Consider the following 13,803-nt stretch of genomic DNA (forward strand, 5'->3'; position numbering starts at 1 on the left):
ACGATCTCACAGACTCTTCGGGCTCACACGGCGTAGGGATCACCCACAGCCGTTGTCAGCGAACAGGTTTCGGACAAGACGGATGCGTACCCGCGGTCACCAGTTCACTCACCGCGGCCCGCGGATTCCCACTGGTCACCAGCGCCTCACCGACCAGGACCGCATCGGCCCCGGCACCGGCGAAGGCGAGCAGATCGGCGGTCCCCCGCACGCCCGACTCGGCGATCCGGATGGTTTCCGTCGGCAGTCCGGGTGCGATCCGTCCGAAGCAGTCCCGGTCGACCTCGAGGGTCTTCAGGTTGCGGTTGTTGACGCCGATGACCGAGGCCCCGGCCTCGAGTGCGCGGCTCGCCTCTTCCTCGGTGTGCACCTCGACGAGCGCGGTCATGCCCAGGCTCTCGGTCCGGTCGAGCAGCGCGGCCAGCACATTCTGCTCGAGCGCGGCAACGATCAGCAGGATCACATCGGCGCCGTGTGCGCGGGCCTCATGAATCTGATACGGCCCGACGATGAAATCCTTACGCAGGACCGGGATGTCGACGGCGGCACGAACGCTGTCGAGATCGGCGAGGGAGCCGTGGAAACGTCGTTCCTCGGTCAGCACGCTGATGATCCGAGCTCCGGCCGACTCGTACATCGTGGCCAATTCGGCCGGGTCGGGGATGTCGGCGAGCGCCCCCTTGGAGGGGCTCGCGCGCTTCACCTCGGCGATCACGCCGATTCCCGGCTTACGCAGCGCGGCCAGCGCGTCGCGCGGTGCAGGAGCCTTCGCAGAGGCCGCCTTCACCGCCGCGTAGTCGACGACGGCTTCGCGTGCGGCGACGTCGGCTTTCACTCCCTCGATGATCGAATCGAGAACGGTGGGCGTGCTCACGGCGACTGGCTCCCTTTCGCTCGTCGTGTGTCCTCAGGGTAGACCGCGGCGCAGAACGACTCGCTTTCGGGTTGGCCGCTGCGCGGTCGGCCACTGCGGGAGCGGTGACGGGTCAGTTCTTGTCGTCGGTCGGTGCGCCGTCGGTGGGGTCTATGCCGGTGTCGAGCGCGTCCCACATCATGCGTTCATTGGCGGTGGGTTCAGGGGAATCCGGCGTGGTTTCCCCGCCGGCCCCCGGCGGTGGGGCGGCCTCGGTGGCGGCGGCCTTGCGTCGCTCGTGATCGGCGAAGATCTTGCGTTCCAGCTCCTCGCGGCGCGCGGCCGGCGTCTGGTACTTCGACGACATCGCGGCACCGTTGGCAATCCGCAACAACGCGACCCCGGCGATGACGCAGCAGACGGTGCCGATCAGCACCACCGCGGCGACCCAGCCGTTGGTGTCGATCCCGAGGATCTGGAATCGGTCGGGGATGTCGCCGGCTTGTGCGGCGTAGGCCGAGTCGGCGCCCCCGGTCACCAACGAGATCGCCGGGAACGCGGCGAGCACACCACCGGCGGCCACCAGGATGGCGAGCGCTCGCAATGCCCACCCGCGCACGGAGAACGCGGCGGCGATCGCGGCGAGCAGGACCAGTGCGAGCGGCGTCAGCCAGGGGCTCCAGTCGGCGCCGGACACCGTGAACTCCCGGTTGGGCGACAAGTGGTCCTCGGCGAACACGGTCGCCCAGGTGAGCCGCGACGCCACCCAGAAGGCGAGCGCCGCCGCTGCCAGCAACACCGCGGCGACCAGCTGGTGACGGCGCACGGATGTGCGGCGGATGGTCGCGACGTCGTCGTCGGTGAGTTTCACGACTGCTCGCCCCCGTCGTCGCCGCCGGTCGCGACCCGGCGCATCGTCTCAGCCGCCGCAACCGCGCTGAGCACCGTGCTCGCCTTGTTTCGGGCCTCGTTGTACTCGTACTCGGGTTCCGAGTCGGCGACGACCCCGGCGCCCGCCTGCACGTAGGCGCGCCCGTCGGTCATCACCGCGGTGCGGATGGCGATGGCGGTATCCGCGTTGCCGGCGAAGTCGAGGTATCCGACGATGCCGCCGTAGAGTCCGCGCCGGGTCTTCTCGTGCTCGTCGATCAGTTCCATCGCGCGCACCTTGGGAGCGCCGGTCAGCGTCCCCGCCGGGAAACAGGCCGTCACCGCATCGAGGGCGTCCTTGTCGTCGCGCAGCGCGCCGGAAACCGTCGAGACCAGGTGCATGACGTGGCTGTATCGCTCGATGTGGCGATAATCGCCGACCTTCACCGTGCCGGGCACGCACACGCGGCCCAGGTCGTTGCGCGCGAGATCCACCAGCATCAGGTGCTCGGCGTTCTCCTTCTCGTCTTCCATGAGGTCCTTGCCGAGTAGCAGGTCTTCCTCCTCGGTCGCCCCGCGCCAGCGGGTTCCCGCGATCGGGTGCGTGGTGGCCACCCGATCGGACACCGTGACCAGCGCCTCCGGGCTGCTACCCACGATGGTGAAGGACACCCCGTCGTCGTCGGTGCCGCCGGGCATCCGCAGCAGGTACATGTAGGGGCTCGGATTTGAGGCCCGCAGCGCGCGGTAAACGTCGAGCGGGTCGGCCTCGGTGTCCATCTCGAACCGCATCGACGGGACCACCTGGAAGGCCTCCCCGGCCTCGATCTCGCCGACCAGGCTGGTGACGATCGCACCGAATTCCTGCGGCGTTCGTTGCGCGCGAAACTCGGGGGCGGGTCGCGAGAACCGCGAGACGGTCGACTCGGCGGGAGCGGCCAGCGCGTTGGTCATCCGGTCGAGTCGCTCGACCGCGTCGGCGTAGGCCGCTCCGGCGCGGGCGTCGGTGCCGTCCCAGTTGACCGCGTTGGCGATCAGCGTGATGGTGCCCTCGTGGTGATCGACGGCCGCGAGGTCTGCGGCGAGCACCATCGTCATGTCGGGTAGTCGCAGATCATCGACGGTGGTCTCGGGGAGCCGCTCGAGGCGTCGGACCATGTCGTAGGCCATGAACCCCACGAACCCGCCGGTGAGAGGTGGCATACCGGGCAGCGGGTCGGTGGCCAGCAGACGCAACGACTCGGCCAGCGTGGCCAGCGGGTCACCACCGTCGGGTGCCCCGGCCGGCACCGACCCCCACCAGCGGGCCTGCCCGTCGACGACGGTGAGTGCCGACGGTGAGCCGGCCCCGATGAACGACCACCGTGACCAGGACCGGCCGTTCTCCGCCGATTCCAGCAGGAAGGTGCCGGGACGTTCCCCGGCGAGTTTGCGGTATGCCGACAGCGGCGTCTCCGAATCGGCCAGCACCTTGCGGGTCACCGGCACGACGCGATGGTCGCGGGCGAGGTCGAGGAACTCCTCGAGGGTGGTGGTGTCGGAGTCCGGCTGCTGCGGCGCCGAGCGCCGGCTCATCCGAGCGGCTCGCCGCCGACGCCCCATTGCTGACGCGGGATCTCGTTGATCGTGACCCAGACCGAGTCGGGGTTCTTGCCGGTCGCCATGGCGTAGGCCTCGGTGACCGCGGCGATGGTCTCGCGCTTGACCCGGTCGCTCAGACCCGGGGTCTGGGTGATCTGGATGAGGGGCATGCGGGGTGCACCGCCTTTCTGTTCGGGGATCCCGGAGGACGGGACCCATTGTTCCTCAGCGCGCGTCGGCGAACGGCAGCGAAGCGGTGTCGAAGCAGCTGTGGTTGCCGGTGTGGCAGGCCGCGCCGACCTGGTCGACGACGAGCAGGACGGTGTCGCCGTCGCAGTCGAGGCGCGCATCGTGCACGTACTGGGTGTGGCCGCTGGTCTCGCCCTTGACCCAGTACTCCTGGCGCGAGCGCGAGTAGTAGGTGGCGCGCCGGGTCGCCAGCGTGCGTTCCAGGGCGGTGTCGTCCATCCACGCGACCATCAGGACGGTCCCGGTGTCCCGTTCCTGCGCGACGGCGGTGAACAGTCCGTCGTCGTTGCGTTTCAGCCGGGCGGCGAGGTCGGGGTCGAGTGCCATAGAGTCCAGTTTCCTCCCGGGCGGCGACGATGGGTCAGGTGGGTCCCCGGCGAACCGCGGTCACCGATCAGGTCAGCGCACCGTGATGCCCGCGGCCCGCATGGCCGTCTTGACGTCGCCGATGGTGAGTTCGCCGAAGTGGAAGACGGATGCCGCGAGCACCGCGTCGGCGCCGGCCTGCACAGCGGGTGCGAAGTCATCGACCGAACCGGCACCGCCGCTGGCGATCACCGGTACTGTCACCGCCTCTCGCACCGCGTGCAGCATGCGTAGGTCGAAACCCTGTTTGGTGCCGTCAGCATCCATCGAGTTCAGCAGGATCTCGCCGACGCCGAGTTCCTGACCGCGGCGCGCCCATTCGATGGCGTCGATGCCGGTGCCCTTGCGGCCGCCGTGGGTGGTGACCTCCCAGCCCGACGGGGTGGGCGTGGCATCGGCGGGCACGGTGCGTGCGTCCACCGACAGCACGATGCACTGTGAGCCGAAGCGTCGGCTCATCTCTTCGAGGACTTCCGGGCGCGCGATGGCGGCGGTGTTGACCGACACCTTGTCGGCACCGGCCCGCAGCATGGCGTCGACGTCGTCGACGGTGCGGATACCGCCGCCCACGGTGAGCGGGATGAAGACCTGATCGGCGGTCCGTTTGACCACGTCGATCATCGTCGAGCGTCCCGAACTCGACGCCGTCACGTCCAGGAAGGTCAGTTCGTCGGCGCCTTCGGCGTCGTAGCGTTCGGCGAGTTCCACCGGGTCGCCGGCGTCGCGCAGGTTGGCGAAGTTGACGCCCTTCACCACCCGCCCGGCGTCCACATCCAGGCAGGGAATGACTCGAGTCGCAAGAGTCATCGGACTTCTCCTTCTTCGCGGCCGAATTCCTCAGGCCGCGTTGACCATTCGTCACCGGTCGTTTCAGAGATGATGGACAGGAGTTCGTCGTGCAGACCCGGTGCGCCTGTGACGATGCCCACCGAATGCGCGTTCCACGGGGTGCCGCCGAGATCGGTCGCCAGCCCACCGGCGGCACGGACGAGTGCCGCTCCGGCCACGTTGTCCCAGGGATGGCGCCCGAAGGCGATGGCCCCACCGAAGATGCCGGCGGCGGTGAACGCGAGGTCCACCCCGGTGCTGCCGGTCATCCGGATGCGGGCGACGCGGGCGCTGAGTTCGCGGATGACGTCGGCGCGCAACGCCCCCGCGTAGCGGCCGCCGTGTGCGGAGTTGAACGGGCCGTAGGCCACGGCCGCGGTGGCGAGTTCGGTGTGCGTCAATGGCGGGGCGGGACGGCCGTCGATCAGCAGTGGGCCGTCGGCGTGACCCGCGTAGCGACGGTTCTGCAACGGTAGCCAGGTGAGGCCGAGGACGGGCTCGCCGTCGACCAGCAGGCCGAGCAGGATGCCGGTCAGCGGCATCCCGGTCGAGTAGTTGTAGGTGCCGTCGATGGGGTCGAGGACCCACACCGCCCCCTCGTCGACGGGTGGCCCGCCGAACTCCTCGCCGTGCACCGGGATCTGGGTGGCCTGGGCGATCTCGTCGGCGATCCGTCGTTCGAGATCAAGGTCGACCTGGGTGGCGAAGTCGGTGGCGCTCTTGGTGACCGCGCTGGGTGCGCCGACGCCGGCGACGAAGTCGTCGACTGCGGAGTCGAGGACCGAACCCGCGACATCGAGGAGTCGCGGAAAGTCGAGGGTGGCGGGAGCGGTCATGCGTTCGCGACGGCGGTCAGCGCCTCGGGCAGGGTGAACCGCCCCGCGTAGAGCGCCTTGCCGACGATGGCGCCTTCCACTCCCTGACCGACCAGACCCGCGATGGCGACCAGATCGTCGACGGCGGACACGCCGCCGGAAGCGACGATCGGCGCCGAGGTGGCCGCGGCGACCTCGGCGAGGAGGTCCAGGTTCGGGCCCGCCAAGGTGCCGTCCTTGGACACGTCGGTGACCACGTACCGGGCACAGCCGTCGCGGTCGAGTCGGGTCAGGACCTCCCAGAGGTCGCCGCCGTCGGTGACCCATCCGCGACCGCGCAGCCGGTAGGACTCGCCGTCACGGATCACGTCGAGGCCCACCGCGATGCGGTCGCCGTGTTCGGCGATGGCGCGAGCACACCATTCAGGGTTCTCCAGGGCGGCGGTGCCGAGGTTGACGCGGGTGCAACCGGTGGCGAGTGCGGCGGCCAGTGACTCGTCGTCGCGGATGCCGCCGGACAGTTCGACCTTCACGTCGAGTTCACCGACGACGGCCGCGAGCAGGTCCCGGTTGTCGCCACGTCCGAAGGCGGCGTCGAGGTCCACCAGATGGATCCACTCCGCGCCGTCATTCTGCCAGGCGAGGGCGGCGTCTCGGGGTGACCCGTAGGAGGTCTCGGAGCCGGCGGCACCCTGCACCAGCCGGACCGCCTGCCCGTCGGCGACGTCGACTGCGGGGAGGAGCTCAAGGGTGGTACCCATCGGTGTCGGTGTTCCTGTCTGTCGGTTGGTGTGGGCTGGTGGTCAGTTGGTGTCGGGACGCTGCTGTTGCGCGGTCAGGTAGTCGTCTCGGGCAGAGTTCACCATCCGGGTTGCCACCGTACCGATCGCCGCGATCACCGCGACGACGGCGATCAGCACCGCGACGAGACCGGCGATGGGTGACCAGCGGGCCGCGACGACGATGATCGGGACCGAGATGGCGAGGACCACGACGCCCGCGCCGAGGGCGTAGAGCGCGAGTTTGGCGATGGAGAAGCGCAGCCGGGGCGTGGTCCCGTCAGGTGCGTGTGCCGGGCCGGGGGCGTGGGTACCGTCGGGTCCACCGTTGCGGGTCACGACAGACCCTGCACCCAATTGAGCAGCAGTTGCGCGCCGGCGTCACCGGACTTCTCGGGGTGGAACTGCGTCGCCGACAACGCCCCGTTCTCCACCGCGGCGAGGAAGGGTCCACCGTGCTGCGACCACGTCAATTTCGGCGCGGCCAACGGGGATCCGAGGTTGTCCATCTCCCATTGCTGCGCGGCGTAGGAGTGCACGAAGTAGAAGCGGTCCTCCGCGTCGAGCCCGGCGAACAGCACCGACCCCTCGGCCGCGGCGACGGTGTTCCAACCCATGTGCGGCAGGACGGGGGCGGGCAGCTGGGTGACGGCGCCGGGCCACTCTCCGCAACCGGCTGCCTCGACCCCGAATTCGACGCCGCGGTCGAAGAGGATCTGCATGCCGACGCAGATCCCGAGGACGGGCCGGCCACCGGCGAGACGGCGTCCGATGATCCGGTCGCCACGTACCGCTCGCAATCCCTCCATGCAGGCGGCGAACGCGCCCACTCCGGGGACCACCAGCCCGTCGGCGTTCTCGGCGATCTCGGGGTCGGCGGTCACGGTGACCTGCGCCCCGGTGCGTTCGAGAGCGCGCTGTGCCGACCGCAGGTTGCCCGACCCGTAGTCGAGGATCGTGACGTCCACCATCTACAGGGAGCCCTTCGTCGACGGCACGCCGCTGACTCGCGCGTCGGATTCGGTGGCGGCCCGCAACGCGCGGGCAACGGCCTTGAACTCGGCCTCGGTGATGTGGTGCTGGTCGCGGCCGTAGAGCACGCGGACGTGCAGGGCGATGCGCGCGTTGAGGGCGATCGACTCGAAGACGTGGCGGTTGATGACCGTCGAATACGGCACGCCGGGATATCCGCCGATGACCGCGGACAGCATGTGATCTGGTTCGCCGGAGTGCACGCAGTACGGGCGGCCGGACACGTCGACGACGGCTTGCGCGAGCGTCTCGTCCATCGGGATCCACGCGTCGCCGAAGCGGCGGATGCCCTTCTTGTCGCCGAGTGCCTGACCGAGCGCCTGACCGAGGACGATGGCGGTGTCCTCGATGGTGTGGTGCCCCTCGACCTCGACGTCGCCCTTGGCGTGCACCCTCAGATCGAAGCTGCCGTGCTGGCCGAAGGCGCCCAGCATGTGGTCGAAGAAGGCGATGCCGGTCGAGATGTCGGTGACCCCGGTGCCGTCGAGATTCAGTTCGACGGAGATCGAGGACTCCTTGGTGGTGCGTTCGACCTTGGCGATACGCGGTGTCACGTGGTGGTCTCCAGATCTGTCTCGGAAAGCGTGCGGCTGACGTCGAGGAAGGCGTCGTTCTCGGCGGGCAACCCGATGGTGACACGCAGATGTCCACCGATTCCGACATCGCGGATCAACACGCCGTGGTCGAGGTAACGCTGCCAGGACGCCGATGCATCCCGGAAGCGCCCGAACAGCACGAAGTTGGCGTCGGAATCGATCACGTCGAAGCCGGCCGAGGTCAGTTCACCGACGACGCGTTCACGTTCGGCGACGATCGCGGCGACCCCGGCCAGCGTCTCGTCGCTGTGGCGCAACGCGGCACGGGCCGCGGCCTGGGTCAGCACCGACAGGTGATACGGCAGACGCACCAGCAGCAGGGCTTCGACGATGGCCGGCGATGCCGCGAGATAGCCGAGGCGCCCACCGGCGAACGCAAAGGCCTTGCTCATGGTGCGGCTGACGACGACCTTGGCCGGGTAGGCGTCGATGAGTTCGACCGCGCTGGGTTGTGCGGAGAACTCGGCGTAGGCCTCGTCGACGATCACGATGCCCGGCGCCGCCGCCACGATGCGGCGCAGGTCGTCGAGTGCGATCGATCCGCCGGTCGGGTTGTTCGGTGAGGTCACGAAGACGACGTCGGGTCTGCGCGCCTCGATTTCGAGGACGGCGAAGTCGACCTCGAGCCCGAACCGACTGTCCCGCTTGGCTTCCAGCCAGGTGGTGTCGGTGCCGTCGGAGATGATGGGGTGCATCGAGTACGACGGGACGAAGCCGAGCGCCGAGCGCCCGGGACCGGCGAAGGCCTGCAATAGCTGCTGCAGGATCTCATTGGAACCGTTTGCCGCCCAGAGGTTCTCGACACCGAGCTCGACGCCGGTGGCACGGCTGAGGTACGCGGCGAGGTCGGTGCGCAGGGCCACAGCGTCCCGGTCGGGATAGCGGTGCAGTTCAGCAGCGGCCGACCGCACCGACTCAGCGATGTCGTCGACGAGCGCCGAAGTCGGCGGATACGGGTTCTCGTTGGTGTTGAGCACCACCGGAACCTTCAGTTGCGGTGCGCCGTAAGCACTCTTGCCGCGGAGATTGTCGCGCAGCGGCAGATCGTCGGTGGTGATCGCCGTTCCGGGCGCGCTCACGCGACTCCCCCGCCGAATCGCTGTGTGACCGCATCGCCGTGTCCGGGCAGATCTTCGGCGTCGGCAAGGGTGACGACCTTGTCGGCGACCGAGCGCAGCGCGGCCTCGTCGTAGTCGATGACATGCACGCCCTTGAGGAAGGTCTGCACCGACAGCCCGGAGGCGAACCGGGCCGAACCCGACGTCGGCAGAACGTGATTGGAGCCGGCGCAGTAGTCGCCGAGGCTCACCGGCGCGTACGGTCCGACGAAGATCGCGCCCGCGTTGTGTACGCGATCGGCCACCGTGGCCGCGTCGCGCGTCTGGATCTCGAGGTGTTCGGCGGCATAGGCGTCCACCACGGCGAGCCCGGCTTCGAGGTCGTCGACGAGGACGATCCCGGACTGCTCTCCGGACAGCGCGGTGGTGACGCGTTCGCGGTGCTTGGTGGCGGCCACCTGCTGCTCGAGCGCGGCGTCGACGGCGTCGGCGAGCTCGGCGCTGTCGGTGACCAGCACCGACGCGGCCAGGACGTCGTGCTCGGCCTGACTGATCAGGTCGGAGGCGAGGATGCCGGCATCGGCCGAGTCGTCGGCGAGGATGGCGATCTCGGTGGGACCGGCCTCGGAGTCGATGCCCACCACGCCCCGGCAGAGCCGCTTGGCCGCGGTCACGTAGATGTTGCCCGGCCCGGTGATGAGATCGACGGGATCAAGGACCGAACCGTCGGTTTCCTCCCCGCCGTAGGTGAGCAATGCGATGCCCTGGGCGCCGCCGACGGCCCACACCTCGTCGACCCCGAGCAGCGCGCAGGCGGCCAGGATCGTCGGATGCGGCCATCCACCGAAGTCCTTCTGGGGCGGAGATGCGACGACCAGCGAACCGACCCCGGCTTCCTGGGCGGGCACCACGTTCATGATCACGCTGGACGGGTAGACGGCGTTGCCGCCTGGTACGTACAAACCGACGCGACGCACCGGAATCCACTTCTCGCTGACCACACCACCGTCGACGACCTGGGTGCGGGTGGTCTCGCGGCGCTGGTCGGCGTGCACCTTGCGGGCCCGGGTGATCGATTCGCGCAGCGCATCGGCGATTGCCGGGTCGAGGCGCTCGAGGGCTTCGGAGATGGCATCGGCCGGTACCCGCACGCTCGCCGGGCGTACCCCGTCGAAGCGTTCCCCGTAGGAGAGCGCGGCTTCGACGCCGTGCTCGGCCACCGCATGCACCACCGGCTCCACCGTGTCGAGGACGGCGTTGACATCGGTGCCCCCGCGGGGCAGCGCACGACGCAACTGCGCCAGTGTCGGGGTGCTACCACGCAGGTCGGTTCGGGCGAGCATGATCTCTCCTGGTTGTAAAGGGTTCGTGTCCAGGATATGGGGTCATGTCATCCGGATTCGAATCCGGCGTCGCCGGAGGCGAATGGGTTCCGGACACGGACGCCTGCGATGACCTGACCGTCGTTGAGATCTTCGCTCCACAGCGTGTCGCATCCCATCCGCTGTGCGCTTCTGATCACCATCGCATCCCAGAACGAGAGTTGGGCAGACTCGGCAATCTCGGCGGCGGCGATCACGTCGGATGCCAGTGGTGAATGTGCCGGCCAGCGGCTCAACGTCCGAAGAATCTCCCGCGCGGTAGGCGGATCGAGTGGCACGCGAACCTTCCGCGTCACGTTGACGTAGAACTCCTGCAGCACCTGAACGCTCAGCACCCCCGCGCGCGACCTGCCGAGATCGGCGACCAACTCGAGCGCACGATCGTGGCGATGATCGCCGCCATCGTCGTAGGCATACAGAAGGACATTGGTGTCGACGAATTCGCCGGTCATCGGTCGTGCAACTGATCGCGGGTCCAGGTGACGTCCCCCACCGACATGCCACTGTGCGTCATGCGGTCAATCTCATGCGCCCAGGCGCGATCGAAGTCTTCTGAACCCCCGGCCAGATGCTCGACGAGTTCGGCGACGAGTGCGGACACCGACGTGTCACGTTCCGCGGCGATGACCTTGGCCTTGCGCACCAGTTCTTCGGGCAGCGACAGCGTGATGTTTCGATTGGCCACGTGATCCAGCGTAGCACTGGATCACAGTCGTTCTTCGGCCTCGGCCATCACCCTGAGATGAGGGGCGATTCGAGGTTTGGGCACTCAGTTGGGTAGACCCAGGTCCGGACGGTAGTGCCGGAGCCAGGCGCCGATCGTGCCCTGCGACCAATTCTCTTCGAACTCGGCTGGGAAGACGAGTCCGCTGTCGGATGAGAAGGGCTGTCCACCAGCCAGATTCGAGAGTCCGCCGTTGAGGCGGTCGTGGGCGCGCAGTTCGGCGCGCCGAGCATCGGGCAGCGGCGTGATGACGGCGTGGCCGACGATTCCCACGGCGATCTTGCGTTGGGACGCGGCGATACCGGCATTGGCGACCATCCCGGCCGGACCCGCGATGACGCCCGCCTTGCGGGTCGACAGCGCGGAGTTGCGCTCTTCGAGCCGCAGGATCCCCCGCAGGGTTTGCGACGCACCGATCACGACGAGCGCGACGAACCCCGCGAACAGGAACGTCACGATCGTCAGCGGGATTGCGCGCTTGAGTTCACCGGTTGGCGTCATCACACACCGCAGTTCAACCGGTGTGGTGAAGTCGCCACGGCCGGAGCCGGCCGGCGTCGGCGTCCCGGACGGATTCGGTGGCAGGTCGGATGTGCTCATGGCACCCAGTATTCACACGCGGGGCCGACCGATCCGCCGGGTGTCAGGGCGCCGGGATGTCGAGACCGAGGTCCAGGACCCGCACCGAGTGGGTGAGCGCGCCGACCGCGAGGTAGTCGACACCCGTCCGCGCGTAGTCCGCGGCGACGTCGAGGGTCAGGCCACCCGAGCTCTCCAGCTTGGTCTCTGGTGAGCGGGCATCGCGTCGCTGCACCGCCATCTGGGTTTCCCAGGGCTCGAAATTGTCCAGCAACACGAGCTGCGGACGCAGTGGCAACACCTCGTCGAGCTGCGCGAGCGAATCGACCTCGACCTCCACCGGGAGGTGCGGCGCGGCGGCCCGCACCGCCGCCAGTGCGGCACTGACCGATCCGGCGGCGACGACGTGATTGTCCTTGATGAGCGCGGCGTCACCGAGACCCATCCGATGATTGACACCGCCACCCGCGCGGACGGCGTACTTCTGCAGATACCGCATGCCCGGCAACGTCTTTCGCGAATCGCGGATGCGTGCGCCATGGTCGGAGACCGCGTCGACCCACTCGGCGGTCGCGGTGGCGATGCCCGACAGGTGGCAGATCAGGTTGAGGGCCGTGCGTTCGGCGGTGAGCAGCGCCGCGGTCGGCGCGTGGACCGCGAGCACCACGTCGCCGCGCGCCACCCGTGTCCCGTCGGGCACCGACGACGTCAACGTGTACGCGTCCGGCCCGATCACCTCGTCGAAGACGGCGAGGACTACCGGCACGCCGGCGATCACGCCGTCGGCGCGGCTGACGATCGCCGCGTCGGTCTCCGCTCCGGCGGGGACGGTCGACGCGGTGGTCACGTCGGGTCCGTACCGCAGATCCTCATCGAGTGCGGTGCGGATCAGGGCACGGACCTCGTCGGTGACGACGAAGTCGAGAGCCGGCGTCGACGTCGCCTGCCCGACGAATCCGGCCTCACTCACCGGAACCGGGGTTGCCGATGGCGATCATGCGCTCCACGCTCTTGCGGGCGCGTTCGGCGACGTCGTCGGCGACGAAGACCTCGTCACGTCCCTCCCGCAACGCCCGCAGCAATGCGGCCGGCGTGATCATCTTCATGTACGGGCAGGAGGCGCGGTCGTTGACGGCCTGGAAGTCGATACCCGGCGCGGCCTTGCGCAGCTGGTGCAGCATGCCGACCTCGGTGGCGACGAGGACCTGCGTGGCGCCCGTCTCCCGTGCGGCGTCGATCATGCCGCCGGTGGACAGGATCTTGACCCGGTTGTCGGGTACCGCACCTTCGCCGGCCAGGTAGAGAGCCGAAGTCGCGCAACCACATTCGGGGTGGATGAACAGGTCGGCGTCGGGATGAGCTGCAGCCTGCTCGGTGAGTTCGTCGCCGTTGATCCCGGCGTGGACGTGGCATTCGCCGGCCCAGATGTGGATGTTGTCGCGGCCGGTCTCCCGCTTGACGTGTGCACCGAGGAACTGGTCGGGCAGGAACAGGACGTCCCGATCGGGGTCGATGGAGGCCACCACGTCGACCGCATTCGACGACGTGCAGCAGATGTCGGTGAGTCCCTTCACCTCCGCGGTGGTGTTCACATAGGAGACGACGACGGCGTCGGGGAACTCGGCTTTCCACTCTCGCAGATCGTCGGCGGTGATCGAGTCGGCAAGCGAACAGCCGGCCCGTGCGTCGGGGATCAGCACCCGCTTGCGCGGGCTGAGGATCTTCGCGGTCTCGGCCATGAAGTGGACGCCACAGAAAACGATCTCGTCGGAGTCGACCTCGGCGGCGATCCGGGACAGTGCCAGCGAGTCACCCACATGGTCGGCGACGTCCTGGATGGCGGGCAGCTCGTAGTTGTGGGCGAGCAGCGTCGCGTTGCGCGCGCGGGCCAGGCGTCGGACCTCGTCAGCCCACTCCTGCGTCGGCTCCACCCCGGTGAAACCCGCCGGGGTGTCGTACCACTGCGCGTCGATCAGACCGTGTGCGGGACGGTCGCTGGTGATGCTCATAGCCACTCCTGTCGCCTGCCCTGATCGGGCGGGTTTCCCCGCACACGGGCCGTGTGTACCGGGAGGTTTTCGACTGGTGGTC

Annotated in this window: 18 protein-coding genes; all 18 read right to left on the bottom strand. The window is 68.7% G+C overall.

Annotated elements, in window-relative coordinates:
- Positions 1 to 55 precede the first annotated feature (55 nt).
- The 18 genes from trpC to nadA all read right to left on the bottom strand — a co-directional run bounded on the left by trpC (position 56) and on the right by nadA (position 13,721).
- Positions 56 to 874, bottom strand: a complete 819-nt coding sequence (trpC, locus tag GBRO_RS14645; RefSeq protein WP_012834672.1) for an indole-3-glycerol phosphate synthase TrpC — start codon at positions 872 to 874, stop codon at positions 56 to 58.
- A 112-nt stretch (positions 875 to 986) separates the two neighbouring features.
- Positions 987 to 1,724 (bottom strand): TIGR02234 family membrane protein, encoded by a 738-nt coding sequence (locus GBRO_RS14650; protein WP_012834673.1) that lies wholly within the window; start codon positions 1,722 to 1,724, stop codon positions 987 to 989.
- Entirely contained in the window at positions 1,721 to 3,298 is a 1,578-nt protein-coding gene (locus GBRO_RS14655; protein ID WP_012834674.1) for an anthranilate synthase component I, read from the bottom strand. The genes GBRO_RS14650 and GBRO_RS14655 overlap by 4 nt, the downstream gene beginning before the upstream one ends.
- Entirely contained in the window at positions 3,295 to 3,474 is a 180-nt protein-coding gene (locus GBRO_RS14660; protein ID WP_012834675.1) for a tautomerase family protein, read from the bottom strand. The genes GBRO_RS14655 and GBRO_RS14660 overlap by 4 nt, the downstream gene beginning before the upstream one ends.
- A gap of 55 nt (positions 3,475 to 3,529) precedes the next feature.
- Positions 3,530 to 3,880 (bottom strand): phosphoribosyl-AMP cyclohydrolase, encoded by a 351-nt coding sequence (hisI, locus tag GBRO_RS14665; RefSeq protein ID WP_012834676.1) that lies wholly within the window; start codon positions 3,878 to 3,880, stop codon positions 3,530 to 3,532.
- A 72-nt stretch (positions 3,881 to 3,952) separates the two neighbouring features.
- Positions 3,953 to 4,726 carry an imidazole glycerol phosphate synthase subunit HisF gene (gene hisF, locus GBRO_RS14670; protein WP_012834677.1) on the bottom strand — a complete coding sequence of 258 codons (774 nt, stop codon included), beginning with the start codon at positions 4,724 to 4,726 and terminating at the stop codon, positions 3,953 to 3,955.
- Positions 4,723 to 5,583, bottom strand: coding sequence for an inositol monophosphatase family protein (locus GBRO_RS14675; protein ID WP_012834678.1), 861 nt, complete (start codon positions 5,581 to 5,583; stop codon positions 4,723 to 4,725). The genes hisF and GBRO_RS14675 overlap by 4 nt, the downstream gene beginning before the upstream one ends.
- Positions 5,580 to 6,323 carry a bifunctional 1-(5-phosphoribosyl)-5-((5-phosphoribosylamino)methylideneamino)imidazole-4-carboxamide isomerase/phosphoribosylanthranilate isomerase PriA gene (priA, locus tag GBRO_RS14680; protein ID WP_012834679.1) on the bottom strand — a complete coding sequence of 248 codons (744 nt, stop codon included), beginning with the start codon at positions 6,321 to 6,323 and terminating at the stop codon, positions 5,580 to 5,582. The genes GBRO_RS14675 and priA overlap by 4 nt, the downstream gene beginning before the upstream one ends.
- Before the next feature lie 42 nt (positions 6,324 to 6,365).
- Positions 6,366 to 6,680 (bottom strand): hypothetical protein, encoded by a 315-nt coding sequence (locus GBRO_RS14685; RefSeq protein WP_012834680.1) that lies wholly within the window; start codon positions 6,678 to 6,680, stop codon positions 6,366 to 6,368.
- Positions 6,677 to 7,312, bottom strand: a complete 636-nt coding sequence (hisH, locus tag GBRO_RS14690) for an imidazole glycerol phosphate synthase subunit HisH (RefSeq protein WP_012834681.1) — start codon at positions 7,310 to 7,312, stop codon at positions 6,677 to 6,679. The genes GBRO_RS14685 and hisH overlap by 4 nt, the downstream gene beginning before the upstream one ends.
- A complete protein-coding gene (gene hisB / locus GBRO_RS14695; protein ID WP_012834682.1) occupies positions 7,313 to 7,927 on the bottom strand; it encodes an imidazoleglycerol-phosphate dehydratase HisB in 615 nt (204 codons plus the stop codon).
- Entirely contained in the window at positions 7,924 to 9,048 is a 1,125-nt protein-coding gene (locus GBRO_RS14700; protein ID WP_012834683.1) for a histidinol-phosphate transaminase, read from the bottom strand. The genes hisB and GBRO_RS14700 overlap by 4 nt, the downstream gene beginning before the upstream one ends.
- Positions 9,045 to 10,370, bottom strand: coding sequence for a histidinol dehydrogenase (hisD, locus tag GBRO_RS14705; protein ID WP_012834684.1), 1,326 nt, complete (start codon positions 10,368 to 10,370; stop codon positions 9,045 to 9,047). Before hisD ends, GBRO_RS14700 begins: the two co-directional genes overlap by 4 nt.
- 47 nt (positions 10,371 to 10,417) lie before the next feature.
- The gene (locus GBRO_RS14710) at positions 10,418 to 10,861 is read right to left on the bottom strand and encodes a PIN domain-containing protein (protein WP_012834685.1); all 444 of its coding nucleotides are present in this window, start codon (positions 10,859 to 10,861) and stop codon (positions 10,418 to 10,420) included.
- On the bottom strand, positions 10,858 to 11,094 hold the full coding sequence (locus tag GBRO_RS14715) for a DUF6364 family protein (protein ID WP_012834686.1): 237 nt from the start codon (positions 11,092 to 11,094) through the stop codon (positions 10,858 to 10,860). Before GBRO_RS14715 ends, GBRO_RS14710 begins: the two co-directional genes overlap by 4 nt.
- Positions 11,095 to 11,178: 84 nt before the next feature.
- On the bottom strand, positions 11,179 to 11,733 hold the full coding sequence (locus tag GBRO_RS24750; RefSeq protein WP_012834687.1) for a hypothetical protein: 555 nt from the start codon (positions 11,731 to 11,733) through the stop codon (positions 11,179 to 11,181).
- Between the two features lie 43 nt (positions 11,734 to 11,776).
- Complete coding sequence (gene nadC / locus GBRO_RS14725) at positions 11,777 to 12,682, bottom strand: carboxylating nicotinate-nucleotide diphosphorylase (RefSeq protein ID WP_012834688.1); 906 nt, start codon at positions 12,680 to 12,682, stop codon at positions 11,777 to 11,779.
- The gene (nadA, locus tag GBRO_RS14730; protein ID WP_012834689.1) at positions 12,675 to 13,721 is read right to left on the bottom strand and encodes a quinolinate synthase NadA; all 1,047 of its coding nucleotides are present in this window, start codon (positions 13,719 to 13,721) and stop codon (positions 12,675 to 12,677) included. Before nadA ends, nadC begins: the two co-directional genes overlap by 8 nt.
- Positions 13,722 to 13,803 lie beyond the last annotated feature (82 nt).

Source organism: Gordonia bronchialis DSM 43247 (assembly GCF_000024785.1).
Lineage (GTDB): Bacteria > Actinomycetota > Actinomycetes > Mycobacteriales > Mycobacteriaceae > Gordonia > Gordonia bronchialis.

Bases quoted from the DNA above. Each gene is read 5' to 3' on its own strand.
- GBRO_RS14655 (WP_012834674.1), bottom strand. From the start codon at position 3,298: ATGAGCCGGCGCTCGGCGCCGCAGCAGCCGGACTCCGACACCACCACC.
- GBRO_RS14660 (WP_012834675.1), bottom strand. From the start codon at position 3,474: ATGCCCCTCATCCAGATCACCCAGACCCCGGGTCTGAGCGACCGGGTC.
- hisI (WP_012834676.1), bottom strand. From the start codon at position 3,880: ATGGCACTCGACCCCGACCTCGCCGCCCGGCTGAAACGCAACGACGAC.
- hisF (WP_012834677.1), bottom strand. From the start codon at position 4,726: ATGACTCTTGCGACTCGAGTCATTCCCTGCCTGGATGTGGACGCCGGG.
- GBRO_RS14675 (WP_012834678.1), bottom strand. From the start codon at position 5,583: ATGACCGCTCCCGCCACCCTCGACTTTCCGCGACTCCTCGATGTCGCG.
- priA (WP_012834679.1), bottom strand. From the start codon at position 6,323: ATGGGTACCACCCTTGAGCTCCTCCCCGCAGTCGACGTCGCCGACGGG.
- hisH (WP_012834681.1), bottom strand. From the start codon at position 7,312: ATGGTGGACGTCACGATCCTCGACTACGGGTCGGGCAACCTGCGGTCG.
- hisD (WP_012834684.1), bottom strand. From the start codon at position 10,370: ATGCTCGCCCGAACCGACCTGCGTGGTAGCACCCCGACACTGGCGCAG.
- GBRO_RS14710 (WP_012834685.1), bottom strand. From the start codon at position 10,861: ATGACCGGCGAATTCGTCGACACCAATGTCCTTCTGTATGCCTACGAC.
- GBRO_RS24750 (WP_012834687.1), bottom strand. From the start codon at position 11,733: ATGAGCACATCCGACCTGCCACCGAATCCGTCCGGGACGCCGACGCCG.
- nadA (WP_012834689.1), bottom strand. From the start codon at position 13,721: ATGAGCATCACCAGCGACCGTCCCGCACACGGTCTGATCGACGCGCAG.